18 protein-coding genes are annotated in these 17,689 nt (G+C 65.5%); 3 read left to right on the forward strand and 15 right to left on the reverse strand.

Going from position 1 to position 17,689, the window contains the following annotated elements; genetic code table 11:
- Positions 1-471 precede the first annotated feature (471 nt).
- The 4 genes from QZ588_RS09555 to QZ588_RS09570 all read right to left on the reverse strand — a co-directional run bounded on the left by QZ588_RS09555 (position 472) and on the right by QZ588_RS09570 (position 4,740).
- The gene (locus tag QZ588_RS09555; RefSeq protein ID WP_295542116.1) at positions 472-1,434 is read right to left on the reverse strand and encodes a hypothetical protein; all 963 of its coding nucleotides are present in this window, start codon (positions 1,432-1,434) and stop codon (positions 472-474) included.
- 93 nt (positions 1,435-1,527) lie between these two features.
- A complete protein-coding gene (locus QZ588_RS09560) occupies positions 1,528-1,734 on the reverse strand; it encodes a hypothetical protein (RefSeq protein ID WP_295542118.1) in 207 nt (68 codons plus the stop codon).
- 190 nt (positions 1,735-1,924) lie between these two features.
- Positions 1,925-4,321, reverse strand: a complete 2,397-nt coding sequence (locus QZ588_RS09565) for an ATP-binding protein (protein WP_295542120.1) — start codon at positions 4,319-4,321, stop codon at positions 1,925-1,927.
- On the reverse strand, positions 4,306-4,740 hold the full coding sequence (locus QZ588_RS09570; protein WP_295542122.1) for a hypothetical protein: 435 nt from the start codon (positions 4,738-4,740) through the stop codon (positions 4,306-4,308). The genes QZ588_RS09565 and QZ588_RS09570 overlap by 16 nt, the downstream gene beginning before the upstream one ends.
- Before the next feature lie 403 nt (positions 4,741-5,143).
- Between QZ588_RS09570 and cysC the strand changes: the two genes are divergently transcribed.
- On the forward strand, positions 5,144-5,812 hold the full coding sequence (gene cysC, locus QZ588_RS09575) for an adenylyl-sulfate kinase (protein ID WP_295542124.1): 669 nt from the start codon (positions 5,144-5,146) through the stop codon (positions 5,810-5,812).
- 116 nt (positions 5,813-5,928) lie between these two features.
- Positions 5,929-7,482 carry an ABC transporter substrate-binding protein gene (locus tag QZ588_RS09580; RefSeq protein ID WP_295542126.1) on the forward strand — a complete coding sequence of 518 codons (1,554 nt, stop codon included), beginning with the start codon at positions 5,929-5,931 and terminating at the stop codon, positions 7,480-7,482.
- Positions 7,483-7,504: 22 nt separating this feature from the next.
- Here the strand turns inward: QZ588_RS09580 and QZ588_RS09585 are convergent, their stop codons facing one another.
- The 10 genes from QZ588_RS09585 to ccmA form a co-directional block, all read right to left on the reverse strand.
- Positions 7,505-8,659, reverse strand: coding sequence for a hypothetical protein (locus tag QZ588_RS09585; RefSeq protein WP_295542128.1), 1,155 nt, complete (start codon positions 8,657-8,659; stop codon positions 7,505-7,507).
- Between the two features lie 44 nt (positions 8,660-8,703).
- The gene (gene ccmI, locus QZ588_RS09590; protein WP_295542130.1) at positions 8,704-10,248 is read right to left on the reverse strand and encodes a c-type cytochrome biogenesis protein CcmI; all 1,545 of its coding nucleotides are present in this window, start codon (positions 10,246-10,248) and stop codon (positions 8,704-8,706) included.
- A gap of 60 nt (positions 10,249-10,308) precedes the next feature.
- Positions 10,309-10,824: a cytochrome c-type biogenesis protein gene (locus tag QZ588_RS09595; protein ID WP_295542132.1), complete on the reverse strand. Its 516-nt coding sequence runs from the start codon at positions 10,822-10,824 to the stop codon at positions 10,309-10,311.
- Between the two features lie 177 nt (positions 10,825-11,001).
- Positions 11,002-11,547 (reverse strand): DsbE family thiol:disulfide interchange protein, encoded by a 546-nt coding sequence (locus QZ588_RS09600; RefSeq protein ID WP_295542134.1) that lies wholly within the window; start codon positions 11,545-11,547, stop codon positions 11,002-11,004.
- Positions 11,548-11,560: 13 nt separating this feature from the next.
- A complete protein-coding gene (locus tag QZ588_RS09605; protein ID WP_295542137.1) occupies positions 11,561-13,561 on the reverse strand; it encodes a heme lyase CcmF/NrfE family subunit in 2,001 nt (666 codons plus the stop codon).
- Positions 13,558-14,043, reverse strand: coding sequence for a cytochrome c maturation protein CcmE (gene ccmE / locus QZ588_RS09610; protein WP_295542139.1), 486 nt, complete (start codon positions 14,041-14,043; stop codon positions 13,558-13,560). Before ccmE ends, QZ588_RS09605 begins: the two co-directional genes overlap by 4 nt.
- Positions 14,040-14,231: a heme exporter protein CcmD gene (ccmD, locus tag QZ588_RS09615; RefSeq protein WP_366929552.1), complete on the reverse strand. Its 192-nt coding sequence runs from the start codon at positions 14,229-14,231 to the stop codon at positions 14,040-14,042. The genes ccmE and ccmD overlap by 4 nt, the downstream gene beginning before the upstream one ends.
- Positions 14,231-15,049, reverse strand: coding sequence for a cytochrome c biogenesis protein CcsA (gene ccsA / locus QZ588_RS09620; RefSeq protein ID WP_295542141.1), 819 nt, complete (start codon positions 15,047-15,049; stop codon positions 14,231-14,233). Before ccsA ends, ccmD begins: the two co-directional genes overlap by 1 nt.
- A gap of 137 nt (positions 15,050-15,186) precedes the next feature.
- Positions 15,187-15,858 (reverse strand): heme exporter protein CcmB, encoded by a 672-nt coding sequence (gene ccmB / locus QZ588_RS09625; protein ID WP_295542143.1) that lies wholly within the window; start codon positions 15,856-15,858, stop codon positions 15,187-15,189.
- Positions 15,852-16,478 carry a cytochrome c biogenesis heme-transporting ATPase CcmA gene (ccmA, locus tag QZ588_RS09630; RefSeq protein ID WP_295542145.1) on the reverse strand — a complete coding sequence of 209 codons (627 nt, stop codon included), beginning with the start codon at positions 16,476-16,478 and terminating at the stop codon, positions 15,852-15,854. The genes ccmB and ccmA overlap by 7 nt, the downstream gene beginning before the upstream one ends.
- Positions 16,479-16,699: 221 nt before the next feature.
- On the opposite strand from ccmA, the gene QZ588_RS09635 reads away from it, so the two are divergent.
- Positions 16,700-17,329 (forward strand): DUF2726 domain-containing protein, encoded by a 630-nt coding sequence (locus QZ588_RS09635; protein ID WP_295542147.1) that lies wholly within the window; start codon positions 16,700-16,702, stop codon positions 17,327-17,329.
- A gap of 23 nt (positions 17,330-17,352) precedes the next feature.
- Here the strand turns inward: QZ588_RS09635 and QZ588_RS09640 are convergent, their stop codons facing one another.
- Entirely contained in the window at positions 17,353-17,679 is a 327-nt protein-coding gene (locus QZ588_RS09640; RefSeq protein ID WP_295542149.1) for a non-heme iron oxygenase ferredoxin subunit, read from the reverse strand.
- Positions 17,680-17,689 lie beyond the last annotated feature (10 nt).

A 17,689-nucleotide genomic window follows, 5' to 3' on the forward strand; every position in this document is an offset into this window, starting at 1 on the left:
CTCGGCGAGGAAGCCCGGATAGTCCATCTGATGGCGATGGTTGTTGAAGTAGGTCCAAGCGCTGTAGGCGTCGTCGCTGGCTTGTGGCGAGCACGCGGTGCGACGCGAGAGCCGACAAGATCAAGGTCATCAAGCGTCGCTGCTATGGCCTGCTCAACCGCAACCATCTCTTTCAACGGCTCTATTTGGATCTCTTCGGCTACGCACTCTACGGACCGAGAAACAATGGGTTAGCGCCGACACCCCTCGGGTCGATGGCGTGATGACTTGTCACGGTGTGGACGCTAACCCGTTGAAGTGACGAGATTATTTTTCCACGGGAAATCCTGGAGAGCTGGGGACCGATCGCAAGCCACAGTTTCAAAAAGTAAAACGAGCTTCTCGTTCAGGCACAAGATAGCAAAGTAGTACTATAAAGCTGGTGGTTGTTGGGTGGATACATTTCTCTTGGCCACAAGCGCAGTTCCTGATTTATTGATTCCTCAAAACCGACATACCCCTTGGTGGTATCGCTTGATCCAGAACCATTTTGTTTTTTTTCGCGTTCCAAGTAAACGCCCTTTCACAACATTTTGCGCTAGCTCTAACGGCGAAGTTAGGATCTCCACAATAAAGACCACAAAGACTAAGCCAAACCTTATCTCCTTCGACAGAAATCCCACCCGCAGGATTTTCACCTGCATTTAGATACGTAGACCGTCTTGAGACAAAGAAGTAAGCATCCCCGCCGCTATTTCCAGTAAAAAAGGATGCAGAGATATCACATCCTAAATCACCAGAGTAAACTACATAATCAGTAGAGTTATCGCTGTTAAAATTACCTTTATAAAGCGCTTTTTCCTTACCTATAAGCGTCCCACCAATACCTTTACATTTTTCCTCAAAATCACTAAGAAGAGCATACACAGGGGCAGGCAGCGCCTTATCTGAAACCTCACTGGATCTGAAAGCATTATCTTGGCATCTAACCAATCGACTAGGAAGATCTACTTGACCAGAAATCTCAAGCTCATTATTTCCATTGGCTTTTAGAGAGAACGTAACCGCCTCTGAGGAACCTTCTTCGCCTCTCAGCTCATAAAGAGCTGTGAAGACAGAATCGTTTTCAAGCACTTTAATCAGGTAGTAGCTTTGATAGTAAGCTGGAGTGATGGCAGTTGGTTCTATAAAAATGTTTCTGCTTGGAAGTCCTTTGTCTTCTGGTTCACATTTTCCAGGAGCGTTCCAAATCCCGTGATAACGACTTGGTATTACCGAAGCAATTTCTGAGCTTACCGTTGTAAGAGAAAAAGATCTGTCTACTTGTGCTAACGTTTTAGCAACCTGATTACCTATTTCCCCGAACGTTTCAATGTCTTTATAAACCTCGTTAGAAACGCAAGCGGAAGAAAGCAGCAGGATAACAATAGGGAAAATCGTTCTGTTCTGTTTCATAGTCGTTCTCCAGTACCTCAAATACAGGATCGATCAAAAATACTATTTTTTGTCCTTGAAGATTATCAATCTCTAATGGATAGTAAATCCAAGTCACCTTGAGCGCCCAAGTGGGCTCAGGTCATGATCCAGCACATCAACATTAAATTTTTTAGCGAGTATATCAGCATATTTAATAACACCATACCGGCCATCAATATTTTTCAATGCCACATTTCCGTCGGGAAGAGGAATCAAATGATCAAGCGGGTGCTCCAACGCATCAGCGGTAGTCTCCAGCAATGATTTAGACCATTTCATTTCAGCGCCTCATTTTGAGATAATTTACAAGAGCCTTTCGAGCATGACATGGGCTTTTCACAAGATTGACTATTAGATTCAAATCAAATTATAAATACCTATCATTTTTTGCGCTTGCTCTGCCATGGTGTCGTGCAAAGCTTCGGGTTGAATCACCTCCAGATTATCCAACAGAACCAGTCAGACAGACTCAAGTCGCCTGCAACGGCGCTGCCTGCTTCAATCGGCACTCCACCACCAGTCGCCGCAGAAACTGCTCGGGCGTCCAATCGGCATCCAGCAAGGCCCGTTGGCGGCACACATTGGCAAAATCACCCACAGTGAGGCTATCCAGCGCCGCCAGGTTGCGGCTGATCAGTGCCGTTACCTCGGCCTGGGCATCGCCATGGACCTCCCGTGCGAAGAGCGCCACGCGCTGCTCCGGTTTGAGCGCCTGGAAATGCAGCTTGATATCAAACCGGCGTAAGGCGGCCGCATCGATGCCGCTCATCAGGTTGGTCGCGGCGATGAAGATACCGGGGAATCTTTCCATCTGCTGCAGCAGTTCATTCACCTGGGTGCGCTCCCACTGGCGCTTGGCATCGGCGCGGTTGGCCAGGAAGCTGTCCACCTCGTCGAGCAGGATGATGCTCTGGGCGGGATCGGCCCCATTGAAGAGCACGGCTAGATTCTGCTCGGTCTCGCCGACATAGGGAGAGATCAGGTCCGAGGCCTGGCGGGCGATCAATTCGCGATCCAGCGCATCGGCCAGTACTTCGGCGAACTGGGTCTTGCCAGTGCCGGGTGGCCCATAAAAGCAGAGACTGCCGCGCCCCAGCCGTTCCAGCGCGCGCAGGATCATCGCCGGTGTGAACTCCCCGTCCAGGTTCAGGAAGGCCGCATTGAAGTCGGTGGCGGGCTCGCGGCGACGCGGACCGGCGCTGCCACGCAGCAGGGTGCGCTGGGCACTGATGGTTGTGCGTGCGACCTGATTGGGATCGGTCCCGACGCGCAGATCGGCGAGCTTGCGCGCCACTCCGAACTGGGCCGGCGTTAGCTGATCATCCGCGGCCAGGTCATCGAGCAACTGCGGCGACAGGCCGATTTCACCAAGGTGCCGGTCCACCATCTGGCGACGCACCGAGAGCGGCGGCGTGCGAAAGGCCAGCGGCAGCACGAAACGGCGCAGGAAAGCGGGATCCATGCCGCTGGTGTTGTTGGTGATCCAGATCGCCGGGACCTGGTTGTCTTCGAGAATGCGATTGATCCAGCCCTTCTGGCGACCGACCTGACGTGGACGGAAGAAGGCCAGGCCTTCGAACTCTGACTCGAAGACGTCCTCAATCTCATCGAAGATGAGGATCGCATCGCGCCGGCGCGAGAGCAGGCGCTGGGCCAGCAGATAGGCCGAGAGCCGACCGCGGCGATTGAGACCATCGCCGTCTTCATCGCCGCTGCGGACCTGAAAGACGCGCAGCCCCTGATCGGCGGCGATGGCGCGCGCGAACTCGGTCTTGCCGGTGCCGGGTGGGCCGTGGAGTAGGGCATTGATGCCAGGGGTGCGGGTGCTGAGGGCGCGTGCCAGGGACTCCGACAGGTGACTGGCGGCTTCTTGCAGGTGCGGGAAATCGGCCTGCGACCACTCGGCCTTGGGCGCTGCCTCGATCAGCAGGCCGAGCAGTTCATCGACCGTCTGGACCTCGACATCGAGCAACTGGCGGAGAAGACCAGACGGCCGGATAAAGTCCTCCATGTCCGCATGTTCCTCGTAATTGAGCAGACCGAAGGCGCGCAAGGGAGCGACCGCCTTGAGCGCCTGGGTGACCTGTACGGGATCCAGGCCCAGCACCTCGGCCAGGCGCGCCCGCTGGACGCGAGCGCTGTCGTGCGGGCAGTCGCGCAGCATGTCGCGCAGGGGTTCGGAGGCGACGTAGTGGTCGAGGTAGTCGAGGATCTGTGCCTCGGTGTCGTCGAGTTGCAGTGCGTCGACCAGCAAGCGGATGCCGGCGCTCAGCGGCTGCCTGTCGTCGATGTCGCGCAGGCGTTTGCGCAAGCGATCGGGTCTACTCTGCAGCAGGTGCTTGGCCAGCAAGTTGGTATCCGAGCTGTCCATGGTGTCTTGGAACGCGGAGATCGCCTGGGGGCTGTCATCGGCATTGAGCAACGCGATTGCTGCCAGTGTCTCGGGTTCCAGCCGCTTTTCATGTTCTGCCGCCCATTGCTGAAGTGCCGTGGGATCGATCAGTGGCAGCAGGAGTTGGAGCAGTTCCTCGCTGTTGGCGAGGCCGGCATAGGACCGGTCTATCGACTGAATGGCGATCGCCAACTGGGCGAGGCGCAGGGTGCGGGCGTGCAGGGCGCTGAAGTCGGTGCGCCAGAGATCCGGCTTGCGTTGACGGGTGGAAGCTATGCGGGTTGTCGTGCGGGCCGGCGAGGTAGCGCCCGGGCGACGCTGGGAGTGGTTGGTGCCTTGGGTGGTCCTTTTGCTGTTGTTGCTGGGCATTGGGGTCTCCTGAGCATGCGATGCCTGGTTGTTCGTTTCGGGGCAGTTGTCTGACGACTGCGCGACAGGGTTTCGATCAGTTTGCGCGATCAGTCCTGCGTCCAAGGCTCGAAGCGGCGACCATCGACATGGAAAGTCACGAAGTCGCCACGGTTGGGGTTGCGATCCCAGATCAGCCCGATCACCAGCGACAAGGGTTCGCGGAAGTAGGTGCTGCCGCTCTCGGGGGCGTTATCCATGATGGGTGGATCCAAGACCTCCATGACCACGGCTGGCGTGCCGTTACGCGGGCAACGGCGATTGGCGAGTCCGGGCTTCCAGCGCACCAGGTCGCCGGGCTTGAACGCGTGCGTCACCTGCATCTGCTGTTGGCGCGCGCGCAAGACGGCGCCGAGGTCGCCATCGAGGTCGTCGAGCAGGCTGTCGAGCGGTTCGTCTTGCAGCAGGCTGTCGGGCTGGTCATCGCCGAGGCCGAGGCGGTGCAGGAGGTCTTTGGAGGAGAGGGGTTGGTTCTTGCGTGACATGGGCGCTTCTGGATGATTGCTCGTGATGTGTCCATTAAAACCGATGGGTGCGTCAGGCTATGTCGCCCAGCGACGGAGACTATCTGACGCACTCTGGGAGGCTATCCGGCTTATCGGGGTATCGGCCGGGTACAATAGGGCCGGGTTGTCGCAGACAAGCGTGGCTGCCACGGCGGTCAACTTCGTGACGGTGGATCGGGAGACGCCGGACATGTCCGCCGGGGGCACGGCATGGACCGGTCTCCGTCGACGCGCCCGGCTGGTCGTTTCCCGCTTGGCGCCCCGGGTTGCTTATCGGTAGACTCCGGGGTTTGGGGAATTTCCCCACTCCCGGCGGTCTCATGCGGGCTGCCCGGATGTTTCCCTCGCTGACAGCAGCAGTTTTCGGCTTCAAGAGATCCTCATGGCGAACGACAGCAACGTCACCTGGCATGAGCACCAGGTGACACGCGAGGCGCGCGAGCGCCTCAATGGGCACAAGGGCTGTGTGATTTGGTTCACGGGCCTCTCGGGCTCGGGCAAGAGCACGGTGGCGAACACGCTGGACCACCTGTTGTGGGGCTACGGCTTCCACAGCGCCGTGCTCGACGGTGACAACGTCCGCCACGCCCTGAACGCCGGGCCGGGCATTCTGCGCGAGGCGCATGGGGAGGATTTCGCGCAGCGCTTCGGGCTGGGCTTCTCGGCCACGGACCGGGAGGAGAACATCCGCCGCATCGGTGCGGTTGCCAGTCTGTTCTGCCAGGCGGGGCTGATCGCGCTGACGGCCTTCATCAGCCCGTACCGGCTGGATCGGGATCGGGTGCGCCGCAACCTGCCCGCCGGGGAGTTCATCGAGGTGTTCGTGGACACGCCACTCGCGGTCTGCGAGCGGCGCGACCCCAAGGGCCTGTACAAGAAGGCGCGCGCCGGCGAGATCAAGCAGTTCACCGGCATCGACGACCCCTACGAGGCGCCGGCGGCCCCTGAGCTGACTCTGCTCGCCGGCGAGCGTACGCCGGAGGAACTGGCGCATCAGGTGATCGACTACCTGGTGGCGCAGGCGATCATTCCGCAGCCCGCCGGGCGTTGAGATCCGCACCGCTGGCGCACGGCCCGGCGGCGTGCGCGGTGGAGTCGGCGCGCGGGCCTTGCATCCGGGCGCTACCGGCGGCGAGCGTCGCGGGGTCGGCTGCCAGAGCCGCGGCGGTGCTGGTTCTGGCGCTGGCGGCGGCAATGCTGCTGCTCACCGCCGGCTGCGCACGTCAGCGTCCACCGGCGGATACCCTGGTTGTCGGGCAGGTGGCGGCCCCGCGCTCCCTCGACCCGCAGGTCACCACGGCGCTGAACGACTTCCGCATTCTGGTGAATCTCTACGAGGGGCTGGTGCGCTATCGCCCCGGCAGCCTGACGTTGATGCCGGGGCTGGCGGCGTCCTGGACGGTCTCCGAAGACGGTCTGGTCTATCGGTTCAAGCTCCGCGAGGGCGTGCGCTTCCACGACGGCAGCCGGTTCGATGCCGCGGCAGTGCGCTTCAATTTCCAGCGCATGCTGGACCCGGAGCATCCCTTCCACCACACCGGGCCGTTCCCGCTGGCGTTCTTCTTCCAGCAGGTGGAGCGCGTGGTGGCAGAGGACCCGCTGACGGTGCGCTTCGAGCTCAGCGAGCCCTTCGCGCCCTTCCTCTCGAATCTCGCGTATCCCTCGGCCTTGCTGGTGTCGCCGGCGGCGGTGCGCCGTTGGGGTGACGAGTACGGCCGCCATCCGAGCGGCACCGGGCCATTTCGCTTTGCGGGCTGGCAGCGCGGCGGCCAGGTGCGGCTGCGGCGGTTCGAGGCTTGGCATGGCGGCGAGGTGCCGCTGTCGACCCTCATTTTCCGCCCGCTCACCGATCCCATGACCCGGGTTGCGGAATTGATGGCCGGCGGCGTCGATCTGGCACTGGAGTTATCGCCGGACAATGTGGCGGCCTTTCGGGCGCGCGCCGGCTACCAGGTGTTGGAGGCGACGGGTCCGCACCTGTGGTTCCTGATACTCAACACCCGCGACGGCCCCCTGCGCGATGTGCGCGTGCGCCGCGCGCTGAGCCATGCCATCGACCGGCGGGCCTTGGTGCAGGACGTGCTGCGGGGCACGGCGGAGGTGGCGGACGGGCCGGTGCCAAGGGCCTTCCATTGGGCCTTTGATCCGCATGTACCCAGTTATGCCTACGATCCGGCGCGCGCCCGCGCGCTGCTCACCGAGGCAGGATATGGTGATGAGCTTACCCTGAATTTTGTGGTGCCGCAGGGGGGCTCGGGCATGCTGGCGCCCCTGGCAATGGCCACGGCGGTGCAGGGCGATCTGGCGCGGGTGGGGGTGGAAGTACGTATCCAGAGCTATGAGTGGAATGCCTATCTGGCGCGCGTCAATGACGGTCTCGACGGCGAGACGGACCTGGCGGCCATGGCCTGGATGACCAATGATCCGGATACGCTGCCCTCTCTGGCGCTGCGCTGCGGCGCGGTGCCATCGGCGGGCGGCTTCAACTCCGGCTGGTACTGCAATCCGGCGGCGGACCAGCTCATCGAGCAGGCGCGCACGGCCACTGATCGCAAGGCCCGCGCCCGGTTGTACCGGGCACTGGCGCAGGTCGTGCAGCGCGATGCACCCTGGGTGACCATCGCCAGCTGGCGGCAGAATCTGGTGCTGCGCGACGACGTGCGCGGCATCGGCCTGGAGCCGTCCTTTGCGCTGCGGCTTCAGCGCGCCAGCAAGCGGTAGCCGCCGCCTGCGCAGACCATGGCTAGGGCTTGCCGCCGGTCTCGATGCGGATGGGAAAGCCGCCGCCCGACGGGGGCTGTTGCGGGCGTTGCTGCCAGGGGGCGGTCAACTGGTCGGCGAGCCAGATGCCGAAGGGACCGAGCAGCGCCAGCCAGACCCAGGCGGGCAGCGGCAGGCCCAGGAGCTCCGGGCCGCCGATGAGCGGCAGCCTGATGAGCCAGGCCGGGCCCAGCAGGGCATTCAGTGCCTGCGCCACCACACCCAGCAGCAGGGCCGCCAGGGCGGGCAGCAGGATGCGGCTCCAGTCGCCGTTGGCGATGCCGGCGAGCGGTGTCGGACGCCCGCGCAGTTGCTGCAGCGCGATGGCCAGCAGCAGCGGGGCGGTCATGGCCAGCCCATAGAGCCAGTCCGGCCAGAGTGCGGCGCCGGCGAGGGCGAGCAGCGCCACCAGCAGCACAATCCAGCCCTCCTGCGGCGCCGTCTCGCCGGCATCCAGCGGTGCTGCCCGGCGTACCATGCCGAGGATGCGCGGAAAGGAGGCGAGCCACTGCCGCAGGCTGAGCAGCGCCGGCAGCAGCACGGCGTAGCCGAGGGACGTGCCGAGCACGAAGGGCACGGTTTCCGTGGCGCCGGGATAGACCCACAGCTGCAGGAAGAGGTTCAGCCAGTGGAATAGCCAGCCCGCGACCAGACTGGCGGCGAACAGGCTGCGGAAATAGCCCGGCTGCCGGGTCATCAGGGCGCTGCCGGTGCGCCGCTGGGTGTCGGCGTTGGCGAACAGGGCGAGCGCCAGCATCACCAGACCGGTGGCGGTGCTCACGGCGGCGCCGTCGGCGGCGACGACGGCGAGCAGCAAGGCGAAGACCCCGAGCCATGCAAAGCGCGGCATGCGGCCTGGCGATGGTGTTGCCGGGCGCTCGGTGGGTGGGCGTGATGGCCATGCGAAATAGGCGGTGGCGGCAATCAGTGCCAGTGCCAGCAGGTCGGTCAGCCAGGTCCAGAGGGGGCTCGCCGCCAGCGGATCCCAGGCCCGGGCGCTGAGCGGCAGGCGCAGCAGCTCACCGAGCGGAAGGCCGCCGAGCAGCGCGCCGAGCAGCGGCAGCATCAGCACCGAGACGGCGGCTGCGGCCACCGGCAGCAGATGCCTCAGGCGTGTGTGCAGCGTCGCCATTGGCATGGTGATGACCGTCGGAACGCGCGAGCGTAGCGCTGGTGCACGGCTTAGGGGCGCACCCGATCGATGGCGACGCTCACGGTGCCTGAGCCGGTGCCGGAGACCGGGCCCGTGGCGCCCTCCAGGTCGCCGGGCTGGGGCATGGCCTGGCCGCTGGGCGAGACGCGGGCGCCCACCACCACCTGTGGGAAGGACGATAGCCGCATTTGCGGCATCATGGCCATGCTGTCGTCGAGCCGCACGGTGGCCGGCAGATCCGCAAGGCGCAGCCGTTGCACGGCCAGGGGCATGGGCGGGCCGGCGGCGGCCCGGGCGAAAACGAAAACGGTCGTGGTGGGCGGCATGCGCCCGGCGAGCTCGGGCGCGAGTGACACACGCACGTCAAGCCCCGGCGTGGCGGCGCTTTGCGGCGGGGCCGCCGCGGACGGCTCGCCCGCAGCGCCCGCAGCGCCCGCCGACGGGGCGCCGCCGGCCGCCGGCGCCGATGGGGCGGGCTGCGCAGGTGCAGCGCCGGGGGCCGGTTGGGCGGCTGGCGGGCTCGCCGGCGTCGACGCCTGCCCGGCGGCTGGCGTTGCGGCAACTTGGGCCTCGGGCGGCGACTGCGGCGACTGCGGCGCGTCGGCCCCGGCGGTGGGCTGTGGCTGTTCGCTCGCCGCGGCGGTGGTGCCCCCGGTGTTGGCCGCAAGCTGCATGTCTGCCGGGATGCCGGCGCGCTGTTGTGCCTCGCCGATGAGCTGGCGCAGCTCGGCGGCGTCTTCGCTGTCGGGGTCCACCTGCTCGAGCACCCGTTTCCAGGCGGTGGCCGCGGATTGGAACTGCCCACGCTGGAAGGCCACCATGCCCGCCAGCCAGCGCGCCGTGGCATTGTCCGGCTCGGCGGCGAGGGCTTCGGAGATCAGCGCCGCCGGCCGGCCTTCCAGGTCGCGGTTGTTGTTGGCGGCGATGCTTTCCGCGTAGGCCAGCGTCACTTGGGTGTCGTCCGGCAGCAGTTCGTGGGCGCGTCCCAGGGCCTGCTCGGCATCCTGCATACGCCCCATGGCGAAGTAGGTGCGCCCGAGCATGGTCCAGCCCTCGCCGTCGTCGGGGACCTGCTGCAGGCGTTCTTCCAGACGCTGCACCAGCACCGTCAGCGACGGCAGGCCGTCGGCGCCGGCGGGCTGCTGCGTGGACTGACCACCGCCGCCAGCCATGCGCTCCAGCTGCGGGATGATGGCACGCTCGCCGAGCGCCAGGTACAGCACCAGCGCCAACCCGGGCACCGCAAACACCAGGGCGGCGGCGGTGAGCGCCGGCCCAGGGAGCTTGATGTGGGCCGCGGGCTTGGGGTCTTCGGGGCCCAGGTCGGCGGTGTCACGCAGCAGCTCGCGCTCCAGGTCGCGGCGGGCCGCCTCGTACTGGGTGCGGTCGAGCTTGCCGGCCGCCAAATCCGTGTCCAGCTCCGCGACCTGTTGCTTGAACAGCTCGAGGTTGATGCGAGCCTGGTCGGCTTCCGTGGCGCCGTCGCCGCTACCGCGGCCCGCGAGCAGTGGCGCGGCCATGAAGAGCGCCGCCAGCACGGCGAGGCCGGCGGCGAGAATCCAGAAAATGGTCATAGCAAAGAGGTGTCGGGGCGGTTCGCGGGCGCGTTCTGGGCCTGTGGCGGGGCGAAGCGCTCAGATGGATTGTTTCGGCGTCGGCGGGCTGGGCTCGCCGGCACGGATATCCGCATCGGTGTCGAGCAGTGTGCGCAGGCGCTCCCGCTCGGCATCGGACATGGCGTCGTCGCCGGTGGGTTTGCGCCGCAGCACCGAGCGCACCATAAAGAAGGCGGCGACGCCGATGATGACGAAGGGGCCGAACCACAGCACATAGGTGGAGGGCTTCAGCGGCGGATCGTACAGCACGAAGTCGCCATAGCGCGCAACCAGGAAGTCGAGGATTTCGTCCTCGGACTGGCCGGCGCGCAGCATGCGATAGACCTCGTTGCGCAGATCCTGTGCCAGCTCCGCCTGGGAGCCGGCCAGCGACTCGTTCTGGCACACCAGACAACGCAGTTTGGCGATAAGCGCCCGGAATTCCTGCTCCTGGGCCGGGCTGTCGAACTTGAACTCCTCCAGCGTGTAGGCGGGCGCGGCCGCCGTGACGGCCAGCAACGCGGCGAAGAGCAGGGGTCTGATCAGTGGTGACATGGGTTTTGTTCGAGTAAGGCGTCCGTCGCACGACCTGGATGCTGCGCCGGGGCGGCCGCAGGGTCGTATCGATGGCACGCGATCCGATGGCTTTGAGTCGTTGCAGCCGCTCACACCGCCGGGTGGGCCGGGGGCTGTCTGGCCCCCGGCGGGCGGCGCTGACCGGCTCGGTGCTCGCTAGCTCCTGGCCCGCAGCTCCGCAACCAGGGGCTGCAGCTTCTGCTCCCACACCTCCCGGTCGATGGGGCCGATATGCTTGTAGCGGATGATGCCTTCCTGGTCGACGACGAAGGTCTCAGGCGCACCGTAGACACCCCAGTGGATGCCGACGGTGTTGTCCGGGTCGTAGCCGTTCAGGTCGTAGGGATTGCCCGTGAGCTGCAACACGCGTAAAGCATCCGTGGCCTCGTCCTTCCAGTTGAGGCCGACGATCTGAAAGTCGGGAATCTCCGACAGCACCATCAGCGCCTGGTGCTCGGCCCGACAGGAGTTGCACCAGGACGCCCAGACGTTCACCAAAGAGATCTTACCCTTGAGATCGGCATCGGAGACGGTGCGGTCCGGGTCCTCGAGCGCCGGCAGGCTGAACGTGGGCACCGGCTTGCCGATGAGCGGCGAGGGCACCTCCCGGGGGTCCTGACCGAGTCCCCACACCAGCAACACCACCAGACCCGCGAAGACGATCAGCGGGGTCAGATAGCGCACGGACTTGGACATTGCCATGACCGGCGCCTCCCTAGGCCGTGACCGCGGCGGTATCCGCGGCGGACTTGCGCGCCCGGGCACCGGCGAGGCGATAGCGCGGATCGGACACCGCAAGGGCGCCGCCGAGGGCCATCAGGATGGCGCCGAGCCAGATCCAGCGTACGAAGGGCTTGTAGTAGAGTCTGAGCGCCCAGTCACCGCCGTTGCCGACGGCCTCGCCCAAAGAGACGTAGATGTCGCGGAACAGGCCCGGGTCGATGGCGGCTTCGGTCATGGGCATGCCGCCGCCCATGTAGGCGCGCTTCTCGGGGAACAGCTGCGTCACCCGGCGCTCGCCGCGATAGACGTTGAAGGCGCCGCGCTGGGCCATGTAGTTGGGCCCCGGTACCTGCTGGGCACCAAGGAACTCGAAGCGATAGCCGGCGAGCTCGTAGCTATCGCCGGGCGCCATGCGCACGTCCTCTTCCAGTTGGTAGTTGGAGAGGACGGTGACGCCGACGATGAACATCGCCACGCCCACGTGGGCCGTCACCATGCCATAGAAGCTGCGCCCGCCGCCGCGCAGGTCGGCCAGGATGGCCGGACCCATGCGGCTCAGCCCGCCCTTGTTGCGCAGGCGTTCGTACACGATAGCGACGTGGGCGAAGAACAGCCACGCGGCCAGCGCCAGGCCCACCGGCACCCACAGGGTGTTGGTGCTGAACACCGGCAGGGCGCTGATGACCAGCACCGTGGCGCTCAGCGCCAGTGCCCACCACAGGGTCTTGAGCATGCGCACGGGCTCATCGTGCTTCCAGCGGGTGGCCGGCCCGATGCCGATGAGCACCGCGAGGAAGGGGGAGAGCGCAAGGAACATCTTGTTGAACCAGGGGAAGCCGACGGAAATCTTGCCCCAGTTGAACGCCTCGTAGATGAGCGGTGCCAGGGTGCCGAACAACACCAGCACCGTGAAGGCGACGAAGATCAGGTTGTTGCCGAGCAGCGCCGACTCCCGGGACAGCAGGCTGAAGCGACCGCCGTCGGAGACCTCGGGGGCGCGCCAGGCGTAGAGCGCCAGCGAGCCGCCGACGACGATGCACAGAAAGATGAGGATGAACAGACCGCGGGACGGATCGGTGGCGAAGGCGTGCACCGATGTGAGCACGCCGGAGCGCACCAGGAAGGTGCCGAGCAGGCTGAGCGAGAAGGCACAGATGGCGAGCAGCACCGTCCAGCTCTTAAAAGCCGCGCGCTTTTCCGTCACCGCCAGGGAGTGGATCAGGGCGGTGCCCACCAGCCAGGGCATCAGCGAGGCATTCTCCACCGGGTCCCAGAACCACCAGCCGCCCCAGCCGAGCTCGTAGTAAGCCCACCAGGAGCCGAGCATGATGCCGATGGTGAGGAACACCCAGGCGACGGTAGTCCAGGGCCGGGACCAGCGGGCCCAGGCGGCGTCCAGCCGCCCGCCGATCAATGCGGCGACGGCGAAGGCGAAGGCCACGGAGAAGCCCACATAGCCCATGTAGAGCATGGGCGGGTGGATGGCGAGCCCCGGGTCCTGCAACAGCGGGTTCAGGTCACGGCCGTCGGCGGGCACGGGGAAGATCCGCTCGAAGGGGTTGGATGTGAGCAGCATGAACAGCAGGAAGCCGATGGCGATCATGCCCTGCACCGAGATAACCCGGGAGACGACGGTGAGCGGCAGGTTCTTGCTGAAGGCCGCCACGGCCGCACCCCAGGCGGCCATCATCAGCACCCACAGCAGCAATGAGCCCTCGTGCCCGCCCCAAACCGCCGAGACCTTGTAGATGGTGGGCAGCAGGGAGTTGGAGTGCTCGGCGACGTAGAGCACCGAGAAGTCGCTGGTGAGGAAGGCTTGCGTCAGCGCCGCGAAGGCGACGGCGAGCAGGGTGAGCTGCCCGTAAGCCAGGGGCCTCGCCATGGTCATCCAGGGGCGGTTGCCCGAGAGCGAGCCGGCCAGCGGGAAGGCCGCCTGCACCACCGCCAGCAGCAGTGCAAGGATGAGTGCGAAGTGTCCGAGCTCGGGAATCATTGGGTCACCGTCCTGCCTGCGGCGGGCATGGATTGGCCTGCGGTCTCCACCACGCCCTCGGCGTGGGCGGTTTGCAGCGTGTCTTCCACCTCGGGCGGCATGTACGACTCGTCATGCTTGGCCAGTACCTGGTCGGCGTAGAAGACGCCGTCGGTGCCGATGCGGCCCTTGGCCACCACACCCTGGCCCTCGCCGAACAAGTCCGGCAGGATGCCGGTGTAGCTGACGGGGACGGTTCGGGCGTTGTCGGTGACGTCGAAGCGCACCGTCAGGCCGTCCTCCTGGCGCTTCAGGGTGTCCTCCACCACCAGCCCGCCGACACGGAACACGGCATCGGTGGGATGCTCGCCGGCGTGCACCTGGCTTGGGCTGAAGAAGTAGGCGATGTTGCTGTTGAGCGCGCTCAGCGCGAGCGTGGCGGCGATGCCGACGCCGATCACGGCGACGCCGACGAAGATCAGGCGTTTTTGTCTTGCTTTCATCGATGCTCTCCCGGTGGCACGTTCTGCATACGCAGCCTGGCCAATCGACCGACGCGCTGCAAAATGGTTCGGCGGCTGCGGCGCAGCACCAGCGCCTCTGCGATGAGCAGGGCGAAGGTCATGCCGAAGGCGCTCCAGACATAGAAGGCGTAGCCGCCCTGGCTGAGGAAGTCGATCAGACCCTGCATCAGGCGCTCACCCCCCGGCGGTTCGCATCCAGCGCGTCCCCGCCGCCCGCGTTGGCCGGCCCACCGGCGCCCGCCGCATCCACCATGGTGCGCACCCAGGCGCTGTCCTGCTCGCGCAGCAAAATGATGTTGCGCAGCCGCGCGAAGGCGGCCGCAAACGAGTACAGCCAGAAGCCCAGGGTCATGACCAGCATGGCGGTGAGGATGTTCGATTCGATGTCGGTGAGAGAAGAGCGCTGGTGCAGCGCCGCGCAGTTGTTCGGGTCAGGGCAGTTGATGGACCAGTAGATGATGGGCAGCATCACGAGGCCGACGATGGCCAGCAGCGCCGCCGCCCGGTCCGCCCGACGGCTGTCATCGATGGCCGAGTGCAGGGCCATGAAGCCGATGTACAGGAAAAAGAGAATCAGCTCGGAGGTGAGCCGGGGATCCCAGTCCCAGTAGGTGCCCCAGCTGGGGCGGCCCCAGAAGGCCCCGGTCCAGAGCGCCAGGAAGGTGAAGATGGCCCCCGTGGGCGCCACGGCATTGGTCATCATGAAGCTCAGGCGGGTGTTGAACACCAGCCCCACCGCCGACCAGGCCGCCAGCACCAGGTAGAGCCACATGGACATCCAGGCCGCCGGCACGTGGATGAAGATAATGCGGTAGTACTCTTTTTGCGGATTGGTGCCGCCGAGGCGCTCGGGCGTCTCGAAGAAGCCCCAGTAGAGTGCAAACAGCACCAGCGCCGCCGCGGCCACCGCGAGCACGGGCACCAGACGGCCGGCCAGCGGATAGAAGGCGGTGGGGGCGGCGTATTTGAACCAGTTGATCTTCATGGCCTTTGAGCGCTTATCAGTGTATCACCGTCGCTTCGGAGTGCGTGGGTGAGGATAGGGCGTCGAGATCAGTGGAACCCGCAATACTTCGGGGTTACCGATGGCAGACGCGCTGGCACCGTGACTTACGACATCCCTTATTCCATAGAAATCCGCAGCGCCGCGGCGGCCGCCGGCGGCGCCAGCACCAGCCCGCCGAGCAAGAACGCTCCTAACAGGGCGAAGTAGGGTTGCGTATCGGCGATTTCGATGACGCTCACGCTCACGGCGCCGGCGCCGTACACCAGCACCGGGATGTAGAGCGGCAGGATCAGCAGCGACAGCAGGATGCCGCCGCCGCGCAGCCCCAGCGTCAGCGCGGCCCCGATGGCCCCGAGCAGGCTCAGTACCGGGGTGCCCAGGGCGAGCGCGGCCATCATCACCCAGATGGCGGTGGCTTCCAAGGCATATTGCATGGCCATCAGCGGCGCGATGATCACCAGCGGCAGTCCGGTGAGGAGCCAGTGGGCGACGATCTTCGCCAGCACCAGCAGCGACAGCGGCTGGCCCGCCAGCAGCAGCTGCTCCAGGGTGCCGTCGTCGTAGTCCGCGGCGAACAGGCGCTCCAGCGCCAGCATGGAGGCCAGCAGCGCCGCCACCCAGACCACGCCCGGGCCCAGCAGGCGCAGGAGCTCGCGCTCGCTGCCCACCCCCAGGGGGAACAGGCTCACCACGATGACGAAAAACAACAGCGTCGTCAGCACGTCGGTGCGGCGGCGCAGCGCCAGCGTCAGGTCGCGGTTCAGGACGCACAGGAAAACGCTCAGCATCCGATCGCCCCCAGCTCCAACCGCCGAATCTCGCCCCGTGTCAGCGACACTTCCTGATGGGTGGTCAGCACCGCGGCGCCGCCGTCGGCGACATGGCCGGCGATGAGGCGCTCCAGCAGGGCCACCGCATCCGTGTCCAGTGCCGTGAAAGGCTCGTCCAGAATCCACAGCGGCGCCTTGCTCAAGATCAAGCGCGCCAGCGCGACGCGCTTCTTTTGCCCCTGCGAGAGCATGCGTGTGGGCAGATCTTCGAAGCCGGCGAGTCCGATCTGCGCCAGGGCGTCGGTGATTGCGCCATCGGTCAGCGGGTCTTGATCGAGGGTCGCGGCCACGCGCAGATTCTCCTGTCCCGTCAGGTCGGCCTTGATGCCGTTGAGATGGCCGAAGTACAGGATCTCGCGATTATAGTCGTCCGCAAGCTCGCTGATAGGCTCTCCGCGCCAGCGGATGGCGCCGGCGTCCGGGCGCAACAGCCCGCACAGCGCCCGCAGCAGCGTGGTTTTGCCGCTGCCGTTGCGCCCGCGCACGTGCAACAGCGTGCTCGCCGGCAGCATGAAGCTGAGGGCCGTGAACAGCGTGCGGTCGCCCCGCCGGCATGACAGGTTGTCGACCTCGAGCATGGGGCTGGATGGGCTATCGGTTGGCATGTTTGCGGGTGTTGGCAACCCCAAAGGCGGTAGAGACGATACAGGCTGGCCGTCGCGGCCACAACCTGCGCCGTGGCGGCGCGGTATCCACCCGTGCCCGGTTAGAATGTCGCGTGCGCCCCTGCCCGCCCGGGCGGGTGCTCAAGGGTGTGGTGTTGTCGCCGCATCGTCGCTGTCTTTTGGGGAGCCCTGCTTTGGAGCCGTTCTACATGATGGTGTTCGCCGCCGGCCTCGCGGCCGCTGGCCTCGTGTTCCACGTGCTGGGGCTGTTCTCGCGCCTGCTGCGACCACGCCGGCTGCTTGCGTACCAGCGCCGCGAGGGCTTTCTGGACTTCCAGCAGCGGCTTTGTCTGGGCACCATCGAGGAGGCGGTCGGGGGCGATTTCCGCATCTTTGCGCGTGTGGCCGCGGGCGCCGTGCTGTCGGCGGATGAGCGCCTGGGCCGGCGCCGACGGCGCGCTGCGGAGCGGGCGTTGGCGGGCGGCGTGCTCGACTTCCTGGTGTGCTCGGCCGCAGACACCTATCCGTTGTGTGCGGTGCTGGCGAGCCCGCCGGAGCCGGGTCGAGCGCGCCGTCGGGCGCTCGCCGCGCTGCGCATGGCCTGCGATGATGCGGGGCTGGCGCTGGTGGAGCTGACCCTCGCGGACGGCTATGACCTTGGCGCGATCCGCCGGGAGCTGCTCGCTGCCATCGGCGGTACGGAGGTGCAAAGCGCCTCCGCACCCGATCCGGTGGCGCCCGAGGAGGAGTCGCTGTTGGCGGAGCTGGCGGCGGTCATGCAGGAGCCGGACGGCCACGATACCGGCGCCCGGGGGCGGCGCTGAGGCACGGGCGTCACCCGCCGCCGTCAGGTCGCCGGTCGGGAGGTGTCCAACAGCAGGCGGCCGTCGCGCTCTAGCAGGCGGAATGTGGCGATGGGCTCGTCCGCCGGTGGCTCCTGGGGCTCGCCGGTCTCGAGGCTGAACCAGCTGCCGTGCAGGGAGCATTTGATGTAGGCGCCATCCAGGCAGCCGTACGACAGCGGATAGTCTTCATGACTGCAATTGTCCTCGACGGCATAGAAGCGATCTTCGACACGCGCGATGATGTAGCTGCGCCCGTCGATCTTGGCGGTGGTGAATTTGCCGGGAGCGAGATCGGCGGCGGCACCGACATCCTGCAACTGCGCATCCATGGTGAAGCCC

The organism is uncultured Thiohalocapsa sp. (assembly GCF_913062725.1).
Lineage (GTDB): Bacteria > Pseudomonadota > Gammaproteobacteria > Chromatiales > Chromatiaceae > Thiohalocapsa.